24 protein-coding genes are annotated in these 26,066 nt (G+C 55.9%); 12 read left to right on the top strand and 12 right to left on the bottom strand.

The window, feature by feature from the left end:
• Positions 1–9: 9 nt before the first annotated feature.
• Positions 10–882 carry a tyrosine recombinase gene (locus KTT_RS17165; RefSeq protein ID WP_126597150.1) on the bottom strand — a complete coding sequence of 291 codons (873 nt, stop codon included), beginning with the start codon at positions 880–882 and terminating at the stop codon, positions 10–12.
• A gap of 389 nt (positions 883–1,271) precedes the next feature.
• Between KTT_RS17165 and KTT_RS17160 the strand changes: the two genes are divergently transcribed.
• Positions 1,272–2,072, top strand: a complete 801-nt coding sequence (locus KTT_RS17160; protein WP_126597149.1) for a hypothetical protein — start codon at positions 1,272–1,274, stop codon at positions 2,070–2,072.
• Between the two features lie 68 nt (positions 2,073–2,140).
• On the opposite strand, the gene KTT_RS17155 is transcribed toward KTT_RS17160, so the two are convergent.
• Positions 2,141–3,118, bottom strand: a complete 978-nt coding sequence (locus KTT_RS17155; RefSeq protein ID WP_126597148.1) for a hypothetical protein — start codon at positions 3,116–3,118, stop codon at positions 2,141–2,143.
• 751 nt (positions 3,119–3,869) lie between these two features.
• Here KTT_RS17155 and ispE point away from each other — a divergent pair.
• The 7 genes from ispE to KTT_RS17120 all read left to right on the top strand — a co-directional run bounded on the left by ispE (position 3,870) and on the right by KTT_RS17120 (position 11,611).
• Positions 3,870–4,793, top strand: coding sequence for a 4-(cytidine 5'-diphospho)-2-C-methyl-D-erythritol kinase (gene ispE / locus KTT_RS17150; RefSeq protein ID WP_160145936.1), 924 nt, complete (start codon positions 3,870–3,872; stop codon positions 4,791–4,793).
• A 245-nt stretch (positions 4,794–5,038) separates the two neighbouring features.
• On the top strand, positions 5,039–5,794 hold the full coding sequence (locus tag KTT_RS17145; protein ID WP_126597146.1) for a zinc ribbon domain-containing protein: 756 nt from the start codon (positions 5,039–5,041) through the stop codon (positions 5,792–5,794).
• A gap of 116 nt (positions 5,795–5,910) precedes the next feature.
• Complete coding sequence (waaF, locus tag KTT_RS17140; RefSeq protein WP_126597145.1) at positions 5,911–6,975, top strand: lipopolysaccharide heptosyltransferase II; 1,065 nt, start codon at positions 5,911–5,913, stop codon at positions 6,973–6,975.
• Complete coding sequence (locus tag KTT_RS17135; RefSeq protein ID WP_126597144.1) at positions 6,972–8,186, top strand: glycosyltransferase family 9 protein; 1,215 nt, start codon at positions 6,972–6,974, stop codon at positions 8,184–8,186. Before waaF (KTT_RS17140) ends, KTT_RS17135 begins: the two co-directional genes overlap by 4 nt.
• 10 nt (positions 8,187–8,196) lie before the next feature.
• Positions 8,197–9,558, top strand: coding sequence for a lipopolysaccharide heptosyltransferase II (waaF, locus tag KTT_RS17130; protein WP_126597143.1), 1,362 nt, complete (start codon positions 8,197–8,199; stop codon positions 9,556–9,558).
• Positions 9,539–10,375, top strand: coding sequence for a GNAT family N-acetyltransferase (locus tag KTT_RS17125; protein WP_126597142.1), 837 nt, complete (start codon positions 9,539–9,541; stop codon positions 10,373–10,375). Before waaF (KTT_RS17130) ends, KTT_RS17125 begins: the two co-directional genes overlap by 20 nt.
• 75 nt (positions 10,376–10,450) lie before the next feature.
• Positions 10,451–11,611: a glycosyltransferase family 9 protein gene (locus KTT_RS17120; RefSeq protein WP_126597141.1), complete on the top strand. Its 1,161-nt coding sequence runs from the start codon at positions 10,451–10,453 to the stop codon at positions 11,609–11,611.
• On the opposite strand, the gene KTT_RS17115 is transcribed toward KTT_RS17120, so the two are convergent.
• From KTT_RS17115 to KTT_RS17085, 7 genes are all read right to left on the bottom strand, one after another.
• Positions 11,598–12,788 carry an alpha/beta hydrolase family protein gene (locus KTT_RS17115; RefSeq protein WP_160145934.1) on the bottom strand — a complete coding sequence of 397 codons (1,191 nt, stop codon included), beginning with the start codon at positions 12,786–12,788 and terminating at the stop codon, positions 11,598–11,600. The genes KTT_RS17120 and KTT_RS17115 overlap by 14 nt on opposite strands.
• Before the next feature lie 30 nt (positions 12,789–12,818).
• Complete coding sequence (locus KTT_RS17110; protein ID WP_126597139.1) at positions 12,819–13,736, bottom strand: ABC transporter permease; 918 nt, start codon at positions 13,734–13,736, stop codon at positions 12,819–12,821.
• Positions 13,733–14,710 (bottom strand): ABC transporter ATP-binding protein, encoded by a 978-nt coding sequence (locus KTT_RS17105; protein WP_126597138.1) that lies wholly within the window; start codon positions 14,708–14,710, stop codon positions 13,733–13,735. Before KTT_RS17105 ends, KTT_RS17110 begins: the two co-directional genes overlap by 4 nt.
• 123 nt (positions 14,711–14,833) lie before the next feature.
• Positions 14,834–15,754: a hypothetical protein gene (locus KTT_RS17100; RefSeq protein WP_126597137.1), complete on the bottom strand. Its 921-nt coding sequence runs from the start codon at positions 15,752–15,754 to the stop codon at positions 14,834–14,836.
• Positions 15,751–16,065: a PadR family transcriptional regulator gene (locus KTT_RS17095; RefSeq protein WP_126597136.1), complete on the bottom strand. Its 315-nt coding sequence runs from the start codon at positions 16,063–16,065 to the stop codon at positions 15,751–15,753. The genes KTT_RS17100 and KTT_RS17095 overlap by 4 nt, the downstream gene beginning before the upstream one ends.
• A gap of 230 nt (positions 16,066–16,295) precedes the next feature.
• Positions 16,296–17,561, bottom strand: coding sequence for a radical SAM family protein (locus tag KTT_RS17090; RefSeq protein ID WP_126597135.1), 1,266 nt, complete (start codon positions 17,559–17,561; stop codon positions 16,296–16,298).
• A gap of 65 nt (positions 17,562–17,626) precedes the next feature.
• Positions 17,627–17,932 carry a hypothetical protein gene (locus tag KTT_RS17085; protein ID WP_126597134.1) on the bottom strand — a complete coding sequence of 102 codons (306 nt, stop codon included), beginning with the start codon at positions 17,930–17,932 and terminating at the stop codon, positions 17,627–17,629.
• 162 nt (positions 17,933–18,094) lie between these two features.
• Between KTT_RS17085 and KTT_RS17080 the strand changes: the two genes are divergently transcribed.
• Positions 18,095–18,856: a nucleoside phosphorylase gene (locus tag KTT_RS17080; RefSeq protein ID WP_218030913.1), complete on the top strand. Its 762-nt coding sequence runs from the start codon at positions 18,095–18,097 to the stop codon at positions 18,854–18,856.
• Positions 18,857–18,889: 33 nt separating this feature from the next.
• On the opposite strand, the gene aroA is transcribed toward KTT_RS17080, so the two are convergent.
• Positions 18,890–20,239: a 3-phosphoshikimate 1-carboxyvinyltransferase gene (gene aroA, locus KTT_RS17075; protein ID WP_218030912.1), complete on the bottom strand. Its 1,350-nt coding sequence runs from the start codon at positions 20,237–20,239 to the stop codon at positions 18,890–18,892.
• A 637-nt stretch (positions 20,240–20,876) separates the two neighbouring features.
• On the opposite strand from aroA, the gene KTT_RS17070 reads away from it, so the two are divergent.
• Entirely contained in the window at positions 20,877–22,052 is a 1,176-nt protein-coding gene (locus KTT_RS17070) for an FAD-dependent oxidoreductase (protein ID WP_160145933.1), read from the top strand.
• Between the two features lie 89 nt (positions 22,053–22,141).
• On the opposite strand, the gene KTT_RS17065 is transcribed toward KTT_RS17070, so the two are convergent.
• On the bottom strand, positions 22,142–22,996 hold the full coding sequence (locus KTT_RS17065; RefSeq protein ID WP_126597132.1) for a C40 family peptidase: 855 nt from the start codon (positions 22,994–22,996) through the stop codon (positions 22,142–22,144).
• A 386-nt stretch (positions 22,997–23,382) separates the two neighbouring features.
• On the opposite strand from KTT_RS17065, the gene KTT_RS17060 reads away from it, so the two are divergent.
• A complete protein-coding gene (locus KTT_RS17060) occupies positions 23,383–23,607 on the top strand; it encodes a hypothetical protein (RefSeq protein ID WP_126597131.1) in 225 nt (74 codons plus the stop codon).
• Positions 23,608–23,827: 220 nt separating this feature from the next.
• Positions 23,828–24,061: a hypothetical protein gene (locus tag KTT_RS17055; protein WP_126597130.1), complete on the top strand. Its 234-nt coding sequence runs from the start codon at positions 23,828–23,830 to the stop codon at positions 24,059–24,061.
• A gap of 116 nt (positions 24,062–24,177) precedes the next feature.
• Here KTT_RS17055 and KTT_RS17050 read toward each other — a convergent pair whose 3' ends face one another.
• A complete protein-coding gene (locus tag KTT_RS17050) occupies positions 24,178–25,989 on the bottom strand; it encodes a S53 family peptidase (RefSeq protein WP_235845847.1) in 1,812 nt (603 codons plus the stop codon).
• Positions 25,990–26,066: the final 77 nt, after the last annotated feature.

Here is a 26,066-nt window from a genome sequence, read left to right as displayed (position 1 = left end):
ACGTAGGCCTCATCTATGCTGCGCACTGGCCAGCTGGCAATAGAACTGCGTCGTTGAAATATGCGCATGTCCCAATAATTCCTGTACAGAGCCAAGGTCCATTCCGCTATTGATCATGTGCATGGCGAAGGCATGGCGCAGTTTATGGGGCGTCAACGCCTCGATGCCAGCCCGGCGCGCGTAGCCCTTGATGATCAGCCAGAAGCCCTGGCGCGTCAGGCGCTCACCGTGATGATTGACAAACAGGGCCGTCTCGCTGGCATCGCGCAAAAAGTGGGGGCGTCCGTGCTGCAGGTAGCGATCAAGCACATCCATAGCCGCGGATGTGAGCGGCAGGTAACGCACGTTGCCGCGTACACCCACGCATTGCATGGCGGCGTCCTGCGCGCGAAAGTGTTCAACATCCAGCGCGATCAGTTCGGAGACGCGCATCCCTGTTGCATAGAGGAGATGAAGCATCGCCAGGTCGCGTACACCCATGGGGGTATCCCTCTCCGGAAGCTGGAACAGCGTCTGCACCTGCTCGGTGGTCATGATCTGGGGCAGCTCTCTTTCAACCGGCGGCAAGCAGACCCCCAGCGCTGGATCTGTGGTCACCACCCCCTTCTGAGACAGGTAGCGAAAGAAAGACTTATAGGCCGCCAGCTTACGAGCGAGCGTCGTCGGGCGATAAGCATGCTCATCGCGCAGATGCCGGACATAATTGCCTATGTGTTCATGAGTCACACGCGGCCAGCTCGTAATTCCCAGCGTCTGTATATGGCTGCACAACTGGCCCAGATCATTGCGGTATGCCATGATAGTATTGCGGCTACCACCACTACGTTCCATCTCCCCATTAGCAATCGAGGTAACAAAATTATCAACAGCTTCTTGCAACATAACACCCTTCCCACATCTATCTAATTTTCTATGAGCGAAGCCAGCCGTTTCGCAAGGAGGCTGTAGTCAGTATAATCGATACATGCAATACATGCAAGTTCTCTAGTACATACAGTTCTATGTTTGACAAGATAGCGCATGCTAATTCTGGCATGCAATCCGCCCTCCACGAGGCTCCGCCTTTTTTCCTGGAAAGTGCTATAATGGACTAACGTTCGTGCGTTATGCACGTTCCTTTGAAGGTTACTACCCAACGGGTACGGCGACGCCCACATTAGTACGGTAAAAAGATAACTTGATGGCGCGGAGTCGTACATATGATACCTGTCCATATGCATATGCGAGTCGATATCATCAAACTCGTTTCGTGATAAGGAGAAAGAGTCGGAATGGCTAAACTGCAAGATATGTTTACGCAGGCACATCGAGCTCAAAGCGGTGGCGGCATGGGCTTCGTAGGCAAACATCGAACTGAGAGAAAGGCTCGCGCCGCGGCTCTCGTGGTTGAGCAAGAGGCGATTGTCGCCGGCAGTGCGGAGGCCGCGTTAAAGGCCGGTGCCGATGGCATCCTGTTCAAGTGGGATGGAAATGGCAAAGATCAGCTCGACACGTTGAAGCAGGAGATCGAGTCGGCCAAAGCCCAGAAGGAGAATACGGTCACAGGACTGCATATCACCGGCGAGCTGGCTAGCCTGACGGCCGAGGGCCTGAGAGAGCTAAAGGATCTGGGCGTTCAATATATTATCCTGCCTTTTAATGCCCCCGCCCGCTTACTGGCGCTGGAGACAAAAGACCTGGAGAAGGTAATCGTGGTGCCGATGCGAAAGGATGAGAACTACGCGCTCTATATCCGCAACCTGACCGCCTTTGAGCACATCGCCGCCGTGCTGCTGGATTTTGATCTGACCGATAAGGTGGGTCAGCTGACCATTGAGGAGATCCTTGATTACCGCGCGGTTCGTGAGGCGGTGCGCTTCCCTGCGTTCATCTATGTCAATGGCTCATTAAGCGAGGAAGATGCCTATACAATCAATACCCTGGGTATTCAGGCGGTGATCCTGCCCGCCAACGAGAGCGATGATGCCACACGCGATCAGGTCAAGTCGCTGCGCGAGCTGCTGGAAAAGGTTCACCAGGATGAGAAGGATAAGGATAGTCCGTCTTTGCCATCAGGAGGCCGCAGCAAATAAAATAAGAGGATATCCACAGTCTTTGCGGGCGGGCGCTAACGCGCTTGCCCGCGTTTTTGTGTTTGTGTTCAGGATCCTTCTTTGGGGGCGAGGTCGGGAACGGGAACGCGGGGCAGCGTTTGCCAGAAGAGCTGGCGGCGTGGGATGCGGCGCAGTAGCCCGCGCGTCTGCTGCCAGACCTGCTCGGGATTGGCGTTGTTGCGCCAGAAGTAGTAGCAGGCTATGTCGTCTGGTTCAGCACTGAGCAGGCCCGAGAAGGCTACATCCAGCACCTGTTCATCAGCTTCATCCAGGTTAAAGTTCTGCAGCCAGAGCTGGCTGCGCTTGCCTTGCTGCTTGACGGCACCCACCAGTTGTTGTCCCCATGTTTCGACCAGCGAGACGTCCGCGCCTAGCAGTTGCCAGAAGAGATGACAACCAATCGTATCCAGGTTGGGCATGGTGGCCAGTTCTTCGGTCAAGCCGAGATCTTGGGGCAGCAAGGCGATGCTCGTTTTAGCCTGACTATTCGCGCGTTTGACACAGGAGAAGAGCTCGTTCAGGAAATCGATCATGGAGCGGCGGCGAAAATGTTGGAGGTCTGTGATGTCGGGGCAGAGGGCGCGACAGACCGAGCAGAAGCAGGTAACGTCGGGCACGCGTAGCTCATCAATGACGATACCGTTGAGCGGATATGTGTGCAAGTAATAATCCACCTCACCAAAGAGCCACGAACGAAATGACTCATGGTTAAAACAGGTCATATCGTGCGCGCGTCCATGGCGATCTTTGACCAGCGACTGCGGGTGCCGGAACGTATACCAGCTAGGCATAAATATCGGGCCAGCGAACAGGTTGCCAAAGCGCCCCAGGCTCAAGTAGACTTTCAATCCCGCATCCTGCGCGAGACGCAAACCGCGCTCAAAATCACGTGGCCAGCGCTGCTCTTCTTGCTCATGAATGGCATAGACAATGCCATTGGCGCCAGAGGCACGGATATGTTCAAAGTCGCGCTTTACAGCTTCGGGGTGAAAGAATGGGTGAAAATAAGCAACAGTAATATCCATCTTACCTACTTAACAGTTGTCGCAAAAGAAAAATACAGGAGCGAGCAACGTAATATTTACGTATGCATACTCTGCAGTGTATCATATTGTCTAAAAATATTCTAAAGGCAGGTAGTTTTTGGCTATGCATAGACTACAATTTTACCTGCTGCGGCGTCAAGTGAGGGGTGGTTGACAAGCAGGGCTTTTGTGGGCACAATGCACACAGAAATCCGTGCGGCGAGTCGTAGGTGCGCCCCTATGATATTAAAGAAAATAAGAAGGGAAAAGAAGTGTGGGCAGAACACGAAAACGTATCCGTAGGCGGCATAGGATTGCGGGCTGTATATCGCGGTTCCTTCTTCAAACACGCAGCAATCCGGCCTTGTGCATGCCGCCCCGTTCACGTACGGAATGTTCCCCATACAAACGATCATATTGGCTCTCACCATGTCGAAGCCAACGGGGCGGCATGCATAAGCCAAAGCCAATAGGGCGGAATGCACAAGGCCGGATTGCTGCATTTCCTGTATTCTGGGTATTAATAAGACCGCAATCCTATGCCGCCTACGAGAACATTTTCGTGTTATGGCGAACGATTTTTATCCCTTTTTATTTCGTTAAAGGTCATGCGGGCTATTGCCGCAAAGCGGCCCCGTGCCCGGGCGCGCATGTTCCGCCAAACACGACCACCTCCCTAGCCAGAGGGGTACATGCATGTTACGTTAAACATAATGACCATATAATAAAAGATGGAGTGCGAACAACCGAGATGAGAAGAGACGATCATGCCAGTCCTGAAGCGATCGAGAAGGTTCGCTTTACGCGTTCATACGCGAAGATCAATCTGACCCTGGATGTATTGGGCAAGCGGCCGGACGGCTATCATGAGCTGGCGACGATCATGCAGACGATTGACCTCTATGATACGCTGTGCTTTTCGATCATTGATGAGGACCGGGTGAGCATGGTCTGCAACCGCCCTGAACTGAGCAATGAGCAGAACCTGGTGGTACGGGCCGCGCAGGCGATTCGGCAGAAGCTCAACCTGACGCGAGGACTCTCTATCGAGCTCAATAAACGTGTCCCGGTGGCGGCGGGTCTGGGTGGAGGTAGCAGCAACGCAGCCGCGACCCTGCTGGTGCTGCAACAGTGGTGGCAGTTGCCGCTCTCGCTGCATGATCTCTGGGAGATAGCTGCATCCCTCGGTTCAGATATCCCCTTCTTCCTGACCGGGGGGCTGGCCCTCTGCGAGGGGCGGGGCGAGAAGATAACCCCACTGGCTCCCCACTGGCCCACCGCGATGCGCTGGCTCGTGTTGCTAAAGCCGGCCATCGGTGTCTCAACTGCCACCGTCTTCCGGCAGTTGACGGCCAGCGATTACAGCAACGGCTCGTGGAGCCGCGCGGCCGAAACCGCCCTGCAGACCCGCAGCACGCTGCGGCCCACGGATCTCTATAACAGCCTGGAACGCGGCGTGCTCGCGCAGTATCCCGAGGTAGCACAGGCACGCGCCGCCATGTTGCAGGCGGGGGCCTCATATGTGCGGCTTTCGGGTAGCGGTCCCACACTCTTCTCAACCTTTGCCGATCTGCCAGCCGCCGCCTGGGTGCAGCACCAACTCCAGCAGCAGGGCTACGAGGCCTACCTGACCCATCCTATCACCACCACCAGCGACGGAATCTCATATTTTTAAAATCCGTTGCCCCGGGTCGGCACGCGTGGCCGATCTCCCGCACCTCAAGAAAACATTCGTCTCGGCGTTAAAGAGGTATAGATGGGTAGTGGCAAGCATCGAAAGGCAAAACACATCAACGCGGGGACACATCCCCGCGGGAGAGAGAGGCAATATCTCACGTTTCCTGCTCGCTCGACTTCCCACAGGAGCTTTGTTATAATTTGCACTGGCTAAAAAGCGCATAGCATACAGAGGGGGCCACGATGAACCTATGGGATTCAGTTCACCGAAGTCTTGAGAAAGCTTCTAATAGTGCAGGACGCATTGCGAGAATTCAGCGTACGCGTTCGCAGATCGAGATACTGGGGCGCCAGCTTACGGCTCAGGAACAGGATGTACTCAAACAGGTCATGGAGCTGTATGTGGCAGGCATGTTGACCCAACCAGAATTGTTAACGCCATGTCAGAATCTCTTCAATTCTCATCAGCAGTTATCTCAAGCTCGTGCTGAGCTACAACTGCTGATGAGTCAAGGACCAGCGGTCCCACCACAGGAAACCCACGAGACAACCTATACATCTCAATCAGATGGAAGCCATACAGCACCGGTCTACGCCGATACAACGGTACCAGTCATCCCACCCCCACCACCTGGCCTGACACCTTTGACAATCCATTCACAGGAGACTATGATAGTGGAGGAGGTAGCCCCTGATACCGACAAGGTAGATCTGGCGGCAGCGCCGACGCGACTCGAAGGGGCGCCCGCTCAGGCTCCAGCGCGACAGTGTCCGGGTTGTGGCACCGCTATACAGGCCCGCGATCTCTATTGCCCTGCCTGCGGCCGAGCACTTCACCCGCATATGGAGGAGCAACTTCCAACGGCACGTGTCAGTCCCTCCTCATCAGTATATCCAGAACTCCATGCGGATCAGATAGAGGATCAGGCGACTGTGCGTAGCGAAGATCCTCCACCAGCGGCCGATACGGGACTCTCTGAGAAAGATAGAGGATACTAGTTCTGCGTCAACAACTTATTACGACACTCTGTAGCGGTCTGCGGCTGCTGTTCCTACTGCTTAACGCGCTCGCTAAGCCGTTCAATGGACTATCAAGGCGCCAGCCGCGATCAATCATGCTGATCAAACCTTGCTGCATTGGGGATGTGATTATGACCACTCCCCTGCTTGAGGTTATTCGCGCCAATTATCCAGCGGCGACTATCACATATATTACCGGCACGTGGTCGAAGACGATTGCCGAGCATCACCCGGCGGTCGATAAGGTTATCGACTGTGGCAGCATCGGCATCCCCGGTCGCTATAGCCTTAAAGACTATCTCAAGCTGGCGCGACAAGTGCGCAGGCAGCGCTATGACCTGGCGTTTGTGCTGGATCGCTCGCCGATGCTGACCCTGCTGCCATGGCTGGCGGGTGTGCCGCGCCGCGTAGGCCCCGATAGCCTGGGTCGTGGCTTCTCATTGACCGATCGTGTGGTCGTCTCAGCCGACCGCTCACACCTGCAACACCAGGCCGAGATCTATCTGGACCTGGCGCGCGCGATCGGGCTGCGCATTGATCATCCTCGCATGCTCTTTGTGCCGACCGAGCAGGAACGCCAGTCGATCTACAAATCAGACTATACGAAGGTCGCTGTCTTCACCGGCGGCGGCAGCAATCCCGGCATGCAGTTAACGGCGAAGCGCTGGCCCATCGAGCGCTACCGAGAGCTGACGCGGCGCATCGTTACTGAACTGGGGATGCAGGTGCTCCTGATCGGCGGCGAAAGCGACCAGGAGTTAAACCAGGGTCTGATCGATGGCTTGCTGGATGTGCCATCCGAGATGGTGGTTAACCTGGCGGGGAAGACGAGCTTTGGGGAGACGGCGGCCCAGATCGAGGTGTGCAGACTGTTTATTGGCAACGACAGCAGCCCGATGCACCTGGCGGCGGCGGTTGGGACCCCGGTCATCGCTATCTTCGGTCCTACCAGCCCTGAGGAATACGGACCCTATCCCGTGGATGATTCACAGCATATCGCTCTCTGGCGCCATCCCACGGGACAACCCTGCTTCTTTCTGGGCAAGATGCAGCCCTGCGAGCACTGTACCTGCATGACTTCGGTCACGGTTGCTGATGTCTGGCAGGCCCTGCTGCGCCTGATCCCTGACGCGCAGCAGCGGGCGGAGGTGCAGTCATGAGGCGTCTGTTACGCACCCTTATTCTGAGCCTTGTGCGCGTCTATGGCAGCCTGGGAGCCAGGAGAGCCGGTCACAAAAAGCGCCTGCCATCAGCGGAACGGGCACCGCGCATCCTGCTGGTGCGGCCCGATCACCTCGGTGATATGATCATGACGACCCCGATATTGCAGGCCATCAAAGAGCTGTTACCCGAGGCCCAGATTACGATGATGATCGGCCCCTGGTCGAGCGAGGTGGTGGCACGCCATCCCGCTGTCGATCGCCTGCTGACCTGCCCATTTCCGGGCTTCCAGCGCGCGTCGCAGAAGCCGCTGGACCCCTATAAGCTGCTGTTGCGCACAGCGAAGCAGCTCAAGCAGAATGAGTATGACATCGCCATCAACCTGCGGCCAGACTTCTGGTGGGGCGCGGCCCTGCTCTACCTGGCAGCCATTCCTGAGCGCATCGGCTATGCCACCGAACTGACCACGCCGTTCCTGACACAGGCGCTACCGTTTCCAGCCGCCGAGCACGCGACGATCTCGAATCTGCGCCTGGCCAGCACCGCTCTGCGGACCCTGCGGGCGCCCGTGCTGGCCGAGCCCTATACTCCCACGCGCTATCCACTCTATTTTCAACCCCATGAGGATGAGTTGGCCTGGGTCGATGAGCGGCTGCAAGAGGCATCCATATCTACAGGAAAACCTATCGTGGTCATCCACGCGGGGACTGGAGGCGCGGTCAAGCTGTGGCGGAACGATGGCTGGACCCATATCGCGCGGGCGTTGATCGTGGGGACCCTCCTGCCATCGCCAGCCCATGTTATCTTTACCGGCAGCAAGGGTGAACAGGCCATGATCAAAGAGATCGCGGCGCCGCTGCAGGGGGCCGCCCTCATCCTGACGGAGACGACAGTGGGGCAGCTGGCGGCCCTGCTGGCGCGCGCCGACCTGGTGCTGGGCGTCGATAATGGTCCTCTGCACATGGCGGCCGCGCAGGATACGCCCTCTCTGCGCCTGTTCGGACCAACCGATACGCACATCTTCGGACCCTGGGGCGCGCCGGAACGGCAGCGAGTCCTGGCCTCTACCTATCGCTGCCCTGGATGCCCCGTTATTCCCTGTGGTCGCCTGGACTTTAGCGAAGAAGAGCTCCCCGAGCATCCCTGCGTACGCCTGATCACAGATCAGCAGGTTGAGCAGGACATCAAGGCGCTGGTAAACAATACATAGGAATAATTTTATGGCACATGCGTTAGCAAATAGAGATGATTATGGCTATCCTACGCAACCCGATTCACGGAGACGGCTGCGCAATAGCGCTGTACATACGAGCAAACGGATCTTACTTTCTGGCATCTATATCTTGATGAGCGTGCTGGGCCTGTATCTGCGCCTGAGCAGTGGACTCAGAAGGAAGCCGGCCCTGAATCCGGCGCGCTTCCATCCCAGGCACATCCTGGTAATTCGCCTGGACCTGATCGGTGACCTGGTGCTGTCCTTGCCGGTGGTCCACACCTTGAAACGCACCTATCCCGAGGCGGAGATCGACCTGCTGGCGCTCCCGTCCAGCGCGCACGTGCTGGGCAACGATCCCACCATCCACACGGTACTGACCTATGATCCCAATATCTGGCGCCGCCCAAAGGCTTTGCTCAATCCCAAAAACTGGCGCGAGGCCCGGGCGCTGCGCCAGCGCCTACACGAGCGAGACTATGATCTGGCGGTCAGTGTATTCGGTCCCTGGGCAGCGCTAATCTCCTTGCTCAGTGGTGCGCCGCGCCGCCTGGGCTTTGGCAAAGAGAGCTATCCCGGCCTGATGACCGATAGCGTACCCGGACAGCACTGGGAGGAGGGCGACCACCTGCACGAGGTCGATTACTGTCTACGACTGGCCGAGGCCGCGGGGGCGACCATTCAACCGGAAGATCGCATCCCGACCCTGGTGGTTGATCAGCAGGCCCGACAGGATGTGGAGCACCTGCTACAACAGGAAGGGATCAGCGGAGAGAAGACGCTGATCGCCTGCCATGTCAGCTCGAACAATGGACAATCCAAGCGCTGGCCCATTCCGTACTGGGCCAGGTTGATCGATCGCCTGCTGCAAACGGGCAGGTATGAGGTCATCTTTACCGGCGCGCCCGATGATCTGCCGCTGATCGCGGCGATCACGGCCCGCATGCGGGAGCGGGCCATCAACATGGCGGGCAAGACGAGTCTGAGACAGCTAGCGGGCCTGCTACAGAGGGCGGATATCCTGGTGACCGGTGATAGTGGTCCCATGCATATCGCCTGCGCCGTGGGCAGCAAGGTGATCGCCATCCACGGTCCAACCGATCCGGCCATGAGCGGTCCCGTCAGTCCACACGCCACGGTTCTGCGCGATCCGATCTGGTGCAGTCCCTGCTATAAAGCCAGAGGCGCGCCCGCCGATTGCCGCTTCTTTACAACCCAGTGCATGAAGAACATCCCGCCCGAGCAGGTACTACAGACCATTGAGACGCTCCAATCGGAACAGGCAGGCCAGCCGTATTCTGAAGAAGTGGCCCTGCTGGAGATGCCGCATAAAGTAGAAGGAATACCGCATGAGCAAGATCTTCAGTAGTCTGGCGGAACCTGGATTAATGGCGGCGATCGAGCGCAATTTCGCCGAGGAGATGGCCTGCTTTGGACGCAACCTGCCGGGCGCCATCCTGCACCAGGACGACGAGCTGACCCTGTTTATCACTGGTCCCGGGGGCCCAAATGGGGTATTATTAACATGCTTTAAGCGGCATGACGCATCCTATATCGACTCGCGCATCGAGGAGACGCTGGCCCGTTTTAGAAGCCACGAGGTAGTTGATCCTGGCTGGCGCGTCGGTCCAACCACCCAACCGTCCGATCTGGGAACATACCTTGAGCGCCACGGCATGGTCCAGCGGACCTCCATGTCCTGTCTGATCCTCGATGTGAGCTCGGCTCGCCGCATCGATGTCTCGGTGAATGGATTGGAGATACGCGAGGTGCGGACGCTTGAAGAACTGCAGACCAAGTGCGAGGTGGAGAGAATCGGCTTTGGCGCCACCGAAATGATGGCCCGCCACTATTATCTGACCTACAAGCTCAGCGGATTCGGCGAGGGGAAGCTCTGGCATCACTACCTTGGCTGGCAAGAAGGAAGGGCGGTCGCGGTCGCGTCGGTCCTGCTCAAACAGGGCATTGCGGGCATCTACGGGGTGACAACGCGTCCGGAGGTGCGACGGCAGGGCATCGCCACGGCCATGATGTGGCACGTCATCGGCGCCATCGGGCAGCTGGGATACTCGATCGCCACGCTCTCACCATCCGATATGAGCGGAGAGCTCTATCACCGCCTGGGCTTCGAGGACTATTGCCAGCTTCATCACTACAGATCTTTAGCGCCCGAAGAGCATAAATAAGAAAATAAAACTTGTATATAACTACTACATCAGGGCTTTAGCTCCTGAAGAGTACAGATAAGAAATAGAAAATGTATGCATAGATCACAGATAACGCTGCCACCTGACGCACGGATACTGGTGGTAAAGATGGCTGGTATCGGCGACCTGCTGCTGGCGACCCCCGCGTTACGAGCGCTGCGCGAGTCGTATCCGCAGGCCCGCATCGATCTACTGGTGACGCCCGATTCGGCAGGCATCCTGAACGGTTGGGATGCCATCAATCATACCATCGTGCTGGATAAATACCTCTTCGATCATCCGCGCCAGATCCTCAACAATCCACGGGCCTTGCTGCGTCTGAAGGAGCTGTGGCAAACACTGCGGTCCGGTCGCTATGACGCGGTCCTGCTGCTCCACCACCTGACGCTACCCTTTGGGCGCTTGAAGCACCAACTGTTGATGCGCGCCACCGGGGCGCGCTGGCGCGTGGGACTGGATAATGGACACGGCTGGTTTCTCAATGTGCGCGTCAAGGATGACGGCTTCGGCGCGCTGCACGAGGCGGAATACGCCATGGCGGTCGCCGAGGCGGCCGGGGCGACCGTGCGGGACAAGAAGCTGTACCTGCCCTTGAGCGAGGGCGATCGCCAGCAGGCCCGGCGACTCGTCTATGGAGAGGACAATGCCCACGAGGTAAGGCGACCGCTGATCGCCATGCACCCTGGCAGCGGCAGCTATAGCATAGCCCGGCGCTGGCCTCCGGAGCGCTTCGCGCAGCTGGCCGATACGCTGCACGCCGATTTCGGCGGCGAGCTGCTGCTGGTCGGCGGCCCCGAAGAGAAAGAGCTGCATGAGCATATCATCTCACAGATGCAGTCCTCGATGCCGGTGCGTAGCCTGTCCGGCAAAGGCAACATCAAAACGACGGCCGCCGTACTGGAGCTGGTCGATCTTTTCGTGGGCAATGACGCGGGCGTTATGCATATCGCAGCGGCCGTAGGGGCTCCGACCGTGGCTATCTTTAGCCTCACCAACCATAAAGCCTGGGGACCCTATACCGGTGAGCCTGACAGCAAGCGCGCCACGGTGGTGCGGCTGAACCTGCCCTGCATGCCATGCTTCTACACAGGCCACCAGCTTGGTACCCCCGAAGGCTGCTCGGTGCACGACTGCATCGCCATGCTCGGCGTCGATCCCGTCGCAACGGCCGCCCGCCGTATGCTCAAGGCGACCTATGCGCTTAAGGGGCAATAAACTGCCCCTCCGGATAGACACTCGATGGACCTTGCAAGAGTGGAGAAGGTATCTTTTTGAGATACCTGTCGAAGAAGGCGCGTGTATAGGCGCGCACAATCTGTAGTCCGCGCAGACCATCAATGGAACCTAATAGTCCAAGGGCGCGCAAACTCTGCGACTCGGAAAGGACGGCGTAATCAGAGAAGTTGAAGTGCTCGGTTCCCTGGATGCTCAAGTGGTAACCCGCGCCCCGCGGTATCCTGTGCAGCAGCGCATGAACATCATGCTGGAAAGTGCGGCATTCCGCATCTGAGCAGGTCCCCATATCGTGTTGGATCACCATAAAGGGCGTGGTGAGGCCCTTTTGCACCACGTCTCCGGCCATATCACCATCGAGATTGATGCCCGCATTACAGCGTGCATCGATCAGACAAACCTGTGCCGCCGTCGCGCCACCAAAAGAATGCCCAAAGACGCCGAAATGTGCAAGATCAAGACGCTGGCTCCACAGGTTTCCTGGCGCGGCGTTTAACCTGCCGAGTTGATCCATGACAAAGGCTACATCCTGTGACCAGATCTGTACAAGTCGATTGGTCGCGCTCTGTTGTTTCTCAACTGACTCAAGCTTTCCAGCGGGGGTCGCATTGGCAACACGTCCGTCAGGAAAGACTACCACATTAGAACTATAAGTGGGCGTGATAGCAAAGATGACGTAGCCGTGACTTGCAAGATCTTCCATCATCGTCGTGTATTCAAGTGGGCTATTACCCATGCCCGGCTCAAAAATGAGGACAGGATAGCGCGCGGTCCCAGGGGCAAGTGGGGGTGCAGCGATGCTATTCGTCTGGACAGTCCCGCTACTCTGATGCTGCTGGTCACTCAATTGTTGCCATTTCGGTGGCATATAGGGTACCAGGGTAGCGCTCGCCGTACGCCGCGCCGGATACCACGCCCAGATGACCAGTTCCCTCTTTGTTCCCGCCTTTGGCGCCAGAGAGTCGGTACGTGACTGATCGCTCCAGTCATATTCCATTCTCCCGACCGCATAGGGACCAGTTGGCCTGGGTATGACAGATATTTGTGGGCGCTGAACCTCAATATAGGCAAAAGCAGTGGCACTGATAAGAATGAGCAGGAGCACGATCAAAAGGGCAAACGTCCATGGCTTCAAGCGCCAATGGAGAAGTAAACGCATACGGATTCTTCCTCTCATTTTTTAGCGTATCTATTCTTTAACATCGCGTTGCTCGGTCGAGATGAGAGCGAGCACCAGGAAGACCAGCGAGTAGGCACTAATCACCCAGAGCGCGTGGACAGCATCTACCGGTGCTGGCGGAAAAATGCCGAAAGACTGATAGCCACTTTGCCCTGATACTGGCACCATCCAATCGGGAAGGCGATTTAGCAACGGTCCCAGGAAATAGGTCGTTGCCTTGCTCCAGATATCACTATGGGTAACCCGTTGCAGCGTGTTCATAATCAGGATGGCCACGTTATCAACGGGGAACCAGATCAGTGAGACACTCAAACCAATAGTGAGCGACCGCGAAAGCGCGTTCATAGCCGTCGCCAGTAAAATGGTGGCAACCATATTAATGAAGATTGCGAGCAGATCGATGCCAATGTTGGACCAGAAAGCGGCATCTACCACATGCAACGCGTTCAAGTTTCCATTCAGGATGAGAATAGTCAGGCAAGTAAGCAGAACAGACAGAATAGTGAATGCCACCAACAGAAAGATAGCGATCGAAAGTAGCAGGGTCAGCTTGGCGAGCAGAAGTTGCAGGCGGCCTACACCGCGTGCCAGCAAGATACGAATCGTTCCATACTGGTACTCGCGCCCGATGACTACAGAAGTCAGGACCAATAGCAAGATACCAGAGAGGATACGGAACATCTGGAGATTCGTTTCTATCGCAGTATAGAGAAAGTGCAGTGGTGTATGCAGCAGATCCTGCTTCAAGCCGGGAGAGGTGCTGCCCAGCCAGAATCCGACGATAAAGCCTGCCGTCAGAAATAGCACTAACCACCAGAAGAGACGCGCGATTTTGAGGAATTCGCCGCGCAGGATGCCCAGAAAATGAGCATGCAGTGCAGGCTGAGAATCCAAAGATGAGGTCGTGATAAAGATAGGCGTGTTCATTGGGCTTGCTCTCCTTCGTTTGCGTTTATCAATGAAAAGAAAACCTGCTCCAGGTCCTGGGTGACAGGTGCCAGGCTCTCAGGAACAAAACCGGCCTGGGCCAGGAAGGTATACAGTTCACGGCCACTGCCGCCGGGCGCGGATGTGATCAATTGATCTGTCCCCTCCAGGCGAGCAAGATGGCCCCAGGGCTGCTTCTGAAGCAAGCAAAGCGCCTCTGAGGCGCGTTCCAGTCGAACGAGGTAGTCGCCCTGTTTGCGCGTCAGTTCTTCGACAGTACTGTCGGCAACAAGCTTGCCAGCGTTGATAATCACCACACGCGAACAGATCTGCTGGATCTCCGACAATAAATGGCTGGAGAGAAAAACTGTTTTCCCCTCATATGTGAGCCCGCGCAATAGATCGCGCATCTCGACTATGCCTTCAGGATCGAGTCCATTCGCCGGCTCATCCAGAATGAGCAGATCAGGGTTATGCAGCAGAGCAATTCCCAGCCCCAGGCGCTGCTTCATTCCCAGAGAATAGCTACGCACACGATCCTTCTGGCGTGTCTGTAGCCCGATGATCTCCAGTACCTCATCAATGCGTTGACGCGAAACACCGCCAAGCACCTCACCAAAGACGCGTAAATTCTGGCGTCCCGTCAAGTGCAGATAGAGCGCAGGCATTTCTACCAGCGCTCCGACGCGCGGCAACAGAGATGCCCGCTCCCTGGCTAAATCACGCCCGAAAAGTTCCACTCGACCGGCTGTAGGCTCGATCAAGCCAAGAATCATGCGGATTGAGGTAGTCTTCCCGGCACCATTTGGACCCAGGAAGCCCACAAGCTCTCCTCTTCGGATATCCAGATTGAGTTGATTGACGGCGGTGCGCGTACCATAACGTTTGCTTAAATCATAGGTACGCAGTACCGTTTCAGCGTTATGCTCAGAGGAGGCAACCTCTACAGAGTCCACGCCAGGCTGTTTTTGCATATAATTCTCCTATGTATATCTACTATTGAACATGGCATCATGTTGATCAGTCAACAGTACTCCATTTCAAAGGAGGGCTTGTGTTTTGTCAGTGCCCTCCACAGCGTTCTTTTTCGTAGTTGACTATGCTGTAGCCTTCCGTAGCATGGAATATGCCAGGAGGCTACGGATCACAAAAAGTATAGCTAATACCGTTGTGCCAGCCATAGCGATGACAATACCAAGCCAGGTGCCCATAGTACTTGTACGCATGATCCCCTGGTACCCTGAGAAGATCTGTGGAACGCTGGCACGCAGACCAAGTCCCCATACAATCGTTGAGATCAGGATCAGTGCCATTGTGCCAGTGGTCAGGATAGATGGCAGCACAGCGAAACGCAACAATGATCCAGGAATCTCGCTGCGCGCTACGGCGGAACAGACCGCGCCCGCGCTGACGATCGCCGCCGCGAGCAGTGTACCTAAAATGAGGCATCCATAGAGAGCCTTTTGCTCAGGAGATTGAGAGCCAGGATGTGCTGTCTCCAGAAAGACAATAACCATGAGAAACACGATGAACGCTAAAACGGGAACAGCCAGCAGAAATAATAATCCCCAGCGCTTGTTCGCAAGCGCAGACCGAATCACGGCCACAGCGATTGGTAGGCCACCGGCCAGTACAGCCAGCAACGCGACAACCGCGCCCACCAGAATAACCTGGAATGAGAGCGATATCACGGGGTCCCTCTGCGTCAGAACTTGCATAGTGGCGGATTCGGTCAATTTCTGAAAACCCAGACCAGCAAGGATAAAGCCCACATAGGCACAGAAAATCGTCAGCAATGAGCCACGCAGGGATAAAAGCATCAGCCTTGCTCTTTCAGTTAACGACAGACCCGTTGTCCCAAGACGGGGATGAAGATGAGCATCCAGCGCTCCGCCCAGCACGTCAATGCTATCAAATAGGGACAACGGACGCGATGCCAGTATCATCAGCATCTCTTCCTCATAGCGATCACGCCAGGTACGGGGGTACAAACACAACAGTAGCTTGTAGATATTCATAGCGTTGCTAACCTCCGTAAGCCAAGCGTCGCCAGAGCCTCCATACCGGTAAGCTGTTCGCGCAGAAAAGCAATACCAGCAGCAGTCAGCCGGTAAGGACGGCGTCCCCGCCCCTCAGCTGGGAGCGCCTCTATCAGACCATGCTCCTCCAGACGCGCAATCGCGCCATATAAGGTCCCTGTTCCCAGACGAACGTGAGCGATAGACTCAACATCTTCCATAATGGCGTAGCCATGCTTTGTCCCACCAGCCAGGCTGGATAAAATCAGAATGGACGGATCAGAAAAGCGCCCCAGGTCGGGCAGGCCCATACATTATTCCTCCTTATCACAATGTACGCGTAACGATATTCCACTCTACGACATGTCGTCAGACGTAATATACAGAAGAAGAGATAGAGCTGTCAAGGTTTTCAGGTGCGTAAAAAGTGCTACCTGTGTGTCTATCAGGATAGGCCTGTGTGCAAGGCGAGGCAAAAAAGAAAGAACCGGCAAGCCTCAGGCATACCTATGCCTGAGGCTTGCCGGTTCAAATTACCCTTCTACAGTGTAGTCGGGAGAGCTCTCGGAACCGGACGGGTGAAGTTGCCGATCTCGACGTCGGGCAGCTCCTGCTTGAGGATCTGGATCAATTTCTTCATGCCCAGCGCTTTGCCCATGGTTTTGAAGTCGGGCATGCGCGGCAGGAAGACCTCGGGATCGATATTGAGGTTGCGCAGTTGGATGAGGCGCAGATTGGTGTCGCGCGCCAACTCCAGCAGGGCCTCTACCTCGCGCTCGCGATCGATCAGGCCGGGGAAGCTGAGCAGGTTGATCGAGCTGTACAGGCCCGCCGCCGAGGCCCGCCGCAGCGATTCTTTGACGTCATCAAAGGTGTAGCCGAGGGGGCGATAGTAGGCGTTATAGGTTTCGGGATGGCCCGAAATGGTGCTGACGCGGATGGTGTCGAGCCCGGCATCGTAGAGATGCTGCAGCCAGCGTGGATTACTGCCATTGGTGTTGATATTGATGATGCCGCGATCGGTCTTCTGGCGCAGCGCCTTGATGGCTTTGCTGATACGTGGCCACTGCAGCAGCGGCTCCCCTTCACAGCCCTGGCCGAAGCTGACAATCGAGTCTTCCGCCTTCTCCAGATGGGGCAACGCCACCTCAACGATCTCATCGACCGTGGGAATAAAGGTCAGCCGGTCCTGCGGGGAGATCAGTTCCTCTTCTTCTTGCTTGGAGATGCAGCCGACGCAGCGTGCGTTACAGCCCGGCGAGACGGCGATGGCCATCTCCCAGCGCTCAAAGAACAGATTACTGGCGGTAGGACACGAGTAGTCCAGCGCACAGTGGGCGTGCTGACCAATGATGCGGTTCTGGGGATAGGCCTCCTGCTTCTCGTGCACCAGGCGCTCAAGCTTCTGGCGATTGAAGGCGCGCGGATGCCACTTGCGAACCTCGTCAGTCTTGACGGCCGCCACATAGAGCTTGCCATTCATGCCAGCGACCGCGCTATAGCCGAAGAAGGGCAGCGGTTCCGTATCGGGCACCTTTTCATAGGCGGGCAACAATGTACGCGTGTAGCCAATCGGCAACAGCGCGGCTACCGCCCAGCCACGCGATTGCGGCACCACGTAACGCACGCCCGAGCGCTTCAGGCCGACCGCCATACGATCAGGCATCATTGAGAGCGTCACACCATCTGGCAGTGGTATTAAATCAGATTCTTTTAAGGGGCGATCCCCAAAGGAAAGGGCCTGCACGCGAGGCTCTTCAAGGATCTCCCCCTCGGGGGTTACATACAATAAATACGGAGTCGCCATAGTTGTCCTTATCGTGTCCTTCAACGCATATTCTTTGTAACGCGTGTGCTAATGCAGAGCAGGGCTCAATGCATGGGAGGAGGAGTCGCCGGAATGCTCGGGCTGGTCGGCCGATCGTCAACCGGCTCGTCATTGAATAAGCGCGGGAATGCACCGGTAATCGCTGTCGCTTGACTCTGTAGATTTACCCGCTGCTCCAGTTCACGGCTATCTTCATACACAAAACTTAAAATGATATGCTGGCCGCGAACACTCTGGCTCATCTGTCGAATGCGTGGGCGCTCCCCCTCCATCCAGGCGTTGACGACAGCCTCCAGTGCGGCGACGCTTCCACCACACAGTGCGCTATCAAAGCCTTTATACCTATACACAATCGTATCCTTTCGGCTGTATCCAACAACAGCACCTCGACCACGCAGACAAAAATCTTCCATTATGACCGAAGAGTATTGTATCATTCTATTGCAAGATTTACCAGACCTTGAAATCCGGATCCCGGCAATTCTTGCAATAGCAGAAGAAGGATCTATTGTATGCCTGAGTACCCTATACTGGAGTTTGACAGCACGCGGGAAGCGATGCTGGAACCCACGCGCCTGATTCGTCCAATGGATATCTCTCCCTATGTCGTGGTCTGCTTTTTTCAGGATGTGATTACAAAGCTGACCCAGCGACACGCGGCGCGCGTGGTGAAGCATCTGCAAAGCGAGATCGGGAAGCATCCAATCTATGAAATAGAATTTGAGGGGCGACGCCTGACGGTATTCCATCCAGGTATGGGTGCGCCGTTGTCAGCCGCGATGCTTGAAGAGGTCATCGCGCTGGGGGGGCGCAAATTCGTGGCCTGCGGGGGCGCCGGCGTGCTAAATAGCTCGCTGGCGGTGGGGCACCTGGTGATTCCTACATCGGCGATACGCGATGAGGGGGTCTCCTACCACTATCTGCCGCCCGGTCGCGAGGTGGAAGCAGACGAGGCCGGTGTACAGGCGATCGAGGCGGTACTGCAGAAGCACCACTGCGAATATGTGAAGGGGAAGACCTGGACCACCGATGCCATCTATCGCGAGACGCCGCAGAAGGTGCAGCTGCGCCGTGAGGAGGGCTGCATTACAGTCGAGATGGAGGCGGCAGCCTTCTTCGCGGTAGCACGGTTCCGCTCGGTCCAGTTCGCGCAGATTCTGTATGGGGGCGACGACGTCGGCAGCGAGCAGTGGGACGGGCGTGAGTGGACAACTCAGACCACGGTACGCGAGAAGCTGTTCTGGCTGGCGGCCGAGTCCTGCCTCAGTCTCTAATGCCATCCAGACAGACAGGCCGAACACGCCACGTTAGCGGCGCGACGGCTGAACGTCGGCGCCACAGCGGCGCAGTTCCTCAAAGAAGTGTGGATAGCTTTTGGCGATATGCTCGGCGCCGGTCAGGGTCAGTCCGCGCTGGCTGCGCAGGCCGGCGATCGCCAGGGCCATCAACAGACGGTGGTCGTTGTGCCCATCGACGGTAACTCCACCTTCGATCCCCTCGGGCCGTCCATGGATGATGATGGCGTCACGCTGCGGCTCAAGCCTGCAGCCGGCCTTGTTCAGTTCGGCGCACAGATCATTGATGCGGTCGGACTCTTTGTAGTGCAGGCTCTCGACGTTGTAGATACGGCTCTCCCCCTCCGCAAAGCAGGCGGCGGCAACCACCACCGGGATACAATCGGTGATGGGATCACCATCGATCTCAAAGCCGCGCAGACGGCGTCCTCCGCGCAGTATGATCGTGTCGCCGTGGCGCTGGATATCGGCGCCCATGCGCTCAAAGGTGGCGAATAAGTATTCGCCAACCTCGTCTCCTGGACGCAGGCGGGACAGGGTGAGCTGGCTGGTGGGATCGTTGGAGGCGGCATACGCGGCCAGCAGGGCGGCGGCCGAAGGATAATCCCCCGGAATATGATACTCGCACGGCTGATAGTGCTGGCCGGCCGGCACGCGGAAGTGGAGCAGGCTGGCGTCATACTCGATCTGAATGCCGGCCTCCTGCAGCACCTCGATGGTGGTGCGCACCAGCGGCTGCGATTTGAGACCATCCACCACATCGATCTCCAGTCCTTCAGGCAACAGGGGTGATAGGAAGAGCAGGGCGCTGAGAAACTGCGAGCTACGCGCGCCGGAGACGGTCACCCGCCCTCCATGAATGCCGCTGCCGCGCATCGTGATAGGCAGCCAGCCTTCGGGTCCGCTCCCCTCGCAGCGTACGCCCAGTGTGGTCAGCGCCTCCAGCAGCTCTCGATTGGGTCGCTTGCCCAGGGATTGTGGGTGGTCGGTCACGATGGTGACCTCGGGCAGCAGCGCTCCCAACCCGATCAGTAGACGCGCGACGGCCCCGGCGTTGCCGACATTGATCGTCACTGGACCCGGCTGATAGGGCCGACCGGTCCCGTGAATGAGCAGAACGCGCTCCTGCTCATCTTCCCAGCGCAGTTCCGCCCCCAGCGCCCGGCACCCTCGGAACAGAGCCACGCTATCATCGCTCTGAGCGGGCAACACGATCCGGCTCTCGCCCGGCGCCAGCGCCGCGGCCAGCACGTAGCGTAACGTGTAGTATTTGGATGAGGGAACCTCCGGGCGTGCAGGCCGCAGATTCGATGGAGCAACCATAACGGTAGATGGGAGGGAGACGAGTGGACTATCGCTCATACACTATAGCATCGCTTTCTTTAAAATGGGTCTAACTCTCATGATGATCATATGTGATCTACATGTGTTTTCGCCCCTGTGGCGTTCAGCGGTCCGTTTTGTGTTGGTGCATGAGGTGCGCGAATGCGCACCTCATGCACCAACACAAAAAAATCGGTGCGGCCGCGTCAGCGGCCGCCTGTGCGGGGGCGCTCACGTTCGCTAACAGGAGGAGAGTAAGACATCTATTATACAAAATTGATAAGTGATCGCGTCAGCACGTCATAACTAATAGCAGAGATGCACAACCTTGACAGCCAGCATTACTCACTATCATTGTAAGCGACACCCTCTTCGATGTCGAGGGACAACATTCCCATCATCCAGCCCGCGAACATAGGTATTATTATCGCTTGTGCAACAGCTTCAATCAATCAAGGACATAAGCATTAGCAGGCATCATTATCGTTTTAAAACACAAGTTGTCTAACTATATTTACAAGTTAACTTCACAGAAAATACATTTGAGCACCAAATATTTTATGAAATCTTTAACCTTTTTTACTTTATATGCTCTTTTATTATATTTGAAATTCAGTATATATTTTGATATAATCGTATTATTGACATGTTTCAATGAACAGGAGGCAACTTTATCGTGCAGCAGCAACATGTTGTAATCGTAGGAGCGGGTATTATTGGTCTTGCTACCGCATATAATCTTCTGCGACAAGGCATGCACCAGGTTACCGTGCTTGAACAGGAGACTGTGGATCATGGGCAAGCATCATCGCATGGCATTTCACGCTTACTCCGCTTCGAGTATGGTACCGACACGTTTTATCCAGAGATGGTACGTTTGAGTTTGAAGCGCTGGCAACAGCTAGAGCAGTATACCGGGCAGCGTCTGTATACCCCGACCGGAACGCTTGGGATGGGGCGGGGAACGGACAGCATGAGCGAGCAGAGCTATCGGACATTGCACGGCCAGGGCTATCCTCTTGAACGCCTGAGCCACAGTGCCGTTGCCCAGCGCTTTCCGCAGTTTTGCACGCAGGGGTATGATTTTCTGTCTTATCATGCGAACGCGGGCATGCTCCATGCCTCGCTGTGCCTACAAACGTTGCGCACGGCTATTCGTGAGATGGGGGGAACGATATTAGAGTATCATCAGGCAACCGCGATCCGCCATGACAATATCCGGCAGCCGATATGCATTCAGCTGGCGGCAAGAAATGAGATCGTCGCGGATCGCGTCGTCATCGCGGCCGGTCCCTGGGTACATCGCATCCTACGCGACGAGATAGACCTTCCCATTCAGCTGACACGGCAATATCTCCTCTACTTCGCCAATCTCCCATTGAAAGAGTTTAGCCTGCCCGCCTTCCCGGCCTTTATGGCGGATGACCTCTATGGTTTCCCGATTCACAAGCATGGCAACAATGGCCCCGCCTGGCTCAAGGCGGCCTCACATACCTTTGGAGCACCCGCGGAGCCAGGAGAAGTGCCAGTAATCGATGAACAGGTTATCAAGGATGTCACCCAACGTCTCTACCAACTTATTCCAGCATTGAGAAAAGCAGAATTAGCGAAAGTTGAATCTTATATTTATGATGTAAGCCTTGATGAAGATTTTATCCTCGATTATCTACCACAGGACAGACGTATCGTGCTGGCAACCGGCTTTACCGGCCACGCCTTTAAATTCGGTATCTTATTGGGAGAGTTATTGAGCTCACTGGTCTGCGATGAGGAACCGCTGGTGCCGCTGACACGTTTCCGCCTGGCCCGCTTCGCCCACCAATGGCGCATACCCACCCCTTCCGTCGCGTGACACTCCCTACCCGCCTCCGATTACGCACATAATCGGAGGCAAGCTCCCCAATCGGAGGCAAGCTCCGAACCTACAGGGGATACGTTCGGTTATGGGCGGACACGTTTGATGCCCCACACAATAGAATCGAGGCGCTTATGGTATTGGGGATGATTGGGGTCAAAGCTGTTAATGACGACGCGATTATAATCCTGGCCTTCGGCGTGGATGAACTCGTGTGAGTTGAGGGCCATGCCGACGTGGGTAATGCTTTTACTGCCGAAGAAGATCAGGTCACCGGCCCGCATCTGCTGGCGGTCCACCGATTGCTTGAGAAAGTCATATTGCTGATCGGCATCGCGCGGAATGATGTTGCCTCCCATGCGATAGCAGAGCTGGACTAAGCCGCTGCAATCGATGCCACGATAGGAAGTGCCTCCCCAGAGGTAAGGAACGCCGAGGAAAGCTTTGGCATAACCAGTGACGACCGCTCTATCCTGTAACGGATAGAGCTCGCTATTGCTGCGCAGTTCTACGGCCTCGCGGGTGATCCAGCCCTCGGCATCACCGGGCAGGGCGATGCGGATGCGCTGCGGATGCGTCAGATTGATATATGGTAAGGCGGTCGACAGATAGAGATCCAGCAGCTTCTCATCTCCCTCGGCATCAGCGTACACGGGCGCTTCGGGAAGGATAACAACGGCGGAATAGGGCAGGGGGACGCCGCAGGTGCCATCATCGCCATCGCAGACGCCACGTACAATCGGCAGGTCCAGTTCATTGCTGCGTATCCAGCCGCTATAGTCGGAGAGCTGAACATGCGTCCATTCGCCGGAATTTTCACCAGCAATGGCGGATACATTCATCAGAGCCTGCGTGACCAGTTCAGAATTGGGGTCGGGCTCACGCCGGATGTCGGCCACGCTGACGGCAACAATAAAGGATGTGGTATCGGTAGTTTCCAAGATGCTCACTTGCCTCCACACATTGGAATGCGTGCTTAAATATATACGCTATACATAAGATAATTTCCCTCCTATTATATCTCATCACTTCCACCATCCCCGTGGGTTCGGCCCCTGCGGCCGATTTCCTCTCCACACTCACCCACGTCCAGCGGAGGCTCGGCCCTTGACATTTTCTACGGCGTTTCGGATAATCAGAATCGCTTCTTTGATCTTGAACATGCCAGAGAAGTGCTGAATTTTGAGCCATCCAACTAGCTATTTCAGCTGGTCAGGTACCGCTATATACGTCCGATGAATATCAGACACGCCTTTTGACAGCAACGCAAATACAGCCGGGCGTGTCTTTGATATACTGGCTGGTAGAGAAGAAAAGGAGAGATGCCATGTCCGATCTATCACAAACACAGCAATGGCTGGAGAAAAATAAAGATAACGCGATCGTGCAGATCTTGACTACGTGGATCACGGGAGAGCTCCAGCGACCAATGGAGACGGTCGAAAATATCGAAATTGTTCCAGATAACGCCGATAACCCCACCGAAATAGAGGTTCTGGTCGATTTCACCGATGGCTCCCGCGCCAGCCAGAAAATACAGATCGAGGCATAAGCGTACCTATAACGATACCTGCTGTCGGCTTCAAATGGAGCGATTATACTTCTATAAGCCAACTAGCTATCCGGCTGGCAGATTGCCTCATTGTATATCTTTCCGTCCGATTGTTGATCATCTTGCAGCACTGATGAAAACTGTTATATGATGTAACAAAGAGCAATTATAAATACATGATCAGATTTCTCTATGTAAAGTATGTTGAGAGGTGAGGCAAATGTTCAAAAAGAAAAAGAAGGTGAAGGCAGATCTGGGCAAGTTTGTAAAGGCGAAAACCAGGGACGATGGCGAGGTCAAAGGTGTGCTGATTCCATTCCGGGGCAAGCAGATGGTTGAGAACCGCAACGGGATCTATGATATCAGCGAAGTTACCGATGTCACCCCTACTCAGACCCTCGGCGAAGATACGCTCAATTACTTGCAAGCTGTACGCCGCCGTCACGAGATATAAAATAGTACATATGTTTTGAGCTGGTACGGCAGGGGCGCATCCGCGCCCCTGCCGTACCAGCTCAAAACATGTATCTGAGCATAGCAAGTATGAAAACGCATACTGAGCGCAAGAATTTATGCGATTCTGGGTGTGGGTCCAGGCTTCACTGTCGGCGTTGGCCGGGGAGTGGATGTCGGTCTGGGCGTTGGCGTCGGGGTGGGCTTAACACTGCCACCGGGTAGGGCGGCCAGGTCGCGCGCGATGTTCCAGACGTCCAGGGTTCCGATGCCGGTCGCCAGGTCGTAGCCTTTAGCGGCTTGATAGTGCAGGTTGTCGCCGGTGATGATGTCGTGATAGGCGGCGTAAGGCAACGATGTGGTATGCAGGCGATAGAGCATCGCATTGGCGTGACCCAACGTTGGCTTCTTCTGCGCTGCCAGGTACTGGTTTACATCAACAGCTATACCAGCCCACAGTGGAGCGGCTGCGCTTGTGCCGCCGACAATGGTCCAGCCCTGACATGAGACAGAGGCTGAGCAATAAATCGAGTAACCGGTTGCAGGATCAGCATTGGCCGAGACATCGGGCACCATACGCTTGCTATTCGTCAGATTCAAACCTGCCTGGTAGGCGGGACGATTGAAGTGTGAGCTAACACCTCCTCCTCCACCAGTATTAGTGATCTTATCGCCCCAGGCTGATTCGCTGCTATAGGTGTTTCCACTGCCTAGCTGCAGTTTGGTGCCACCAACACCGACTACATTGGGATCATTGGCCGGCCAGTCTACACCAAGTTCCCCATAGGTGCCACAGTCATAGGCACCAGCATCTCCGCTGGCAGCGAAGAACGATTGCCCCTGCGCGGCTCCCTGCTTAAAGATCGCGCTAAGTGCATCCATGTCAGCCTTGTCGGACAGCGCCTCACAGAGCCCCCAGCTAATGCTGACGACCTTCGCTTTATTATCGGTGACGATCTGGTTGTAGGTATCTTTCAGACCAGCCGTTGAGTTGGGGCCGATATACACCCGCTGCGTGGCCATGGGCGCCATGGCGGAGACTACCTCCATATCGAGTGCGACCTCAATCGCACCCATACCCGGCGTATTGGTGGCACCATCGACCATCACGTTGATATATTTACCAGGCCCCAGCTTGTATGTGTTGCGATACATATCGACATCAGCGGCGTTATAACCGTCGAGCTCAAAAAGGGCCACCGTCTGGCCCGCCCCTTTGGCCCCCGCGTTCAGTAACGAATTAGCATTATAGGCGGTACGCAGTGCGGCGGGGTTATAGCCACCAATCGGGCCGACGTGCCGGTGGGTCCGCTGTACAATGTGCCGTGGCTGATAGAGCGTCATGTCGTCCAATCCGGCAATGGATTGAATCAACGGCGCGAGCGCGGCGGGGACGGCCGGATTGTTCGATGGCGCATAGACAACATTGGTACCGACCACATAATTCGTTATGACAACCTTAAACGCCCGGTTAGCTGCGCCAACAGTTGTCATCGCTTTCAGTATGAGATTATTATCCGCTACGGAAATAAAATCGATGCCCTGCCCTTTTAAATAGGACTTCACCTGGTTGACGGTCTCCTCTGCTGGCCCATATCGCTTTTTAAACTGCTGCGGCGTCAAATAGCGATGATAGAAAGGGGAGGTTGGATTGTTCCGCTGCGCCAGCAAGTTATTCAATGCCTGCGGATCGCGCAAAGCGAGACTGATAGAAAGGAACAGGGTTGAGTTCACTGCCCTGGGGCCGAGGACGCGCCCCCCTAAAACCGGCGGCTCCCCATCCCCCCCGATCCTGCTATACAGGGCCGCCTGTGGCGCGGCCAACGTCAATGAACCACGACTAGCTAACCCTCCCACCATTACTGCCACCATCACAACCACAAACGCGGTTACGGTGAACGCTGTGCGCCCCTTTAAACATAAACACACCTTCAAAGGCACCCTCCTTATGTGACATAACGCAAAAAATAAACCTCTATTTTATACTATACTCGTGAATAACATAA

This window comes from Dictyobacter aurantiacus (assembly GCF_003967515.1).
GTDB lineage: Bacteria > Chloroflexota > Ktedonobacteria > Ktedonobacterales > Ktedonobacteraceae > Dictyobacter > Dictyobacter aurantiacus.
This window is presented reverse-complemented; position numbering and strand designations above follow the sequence as displayed.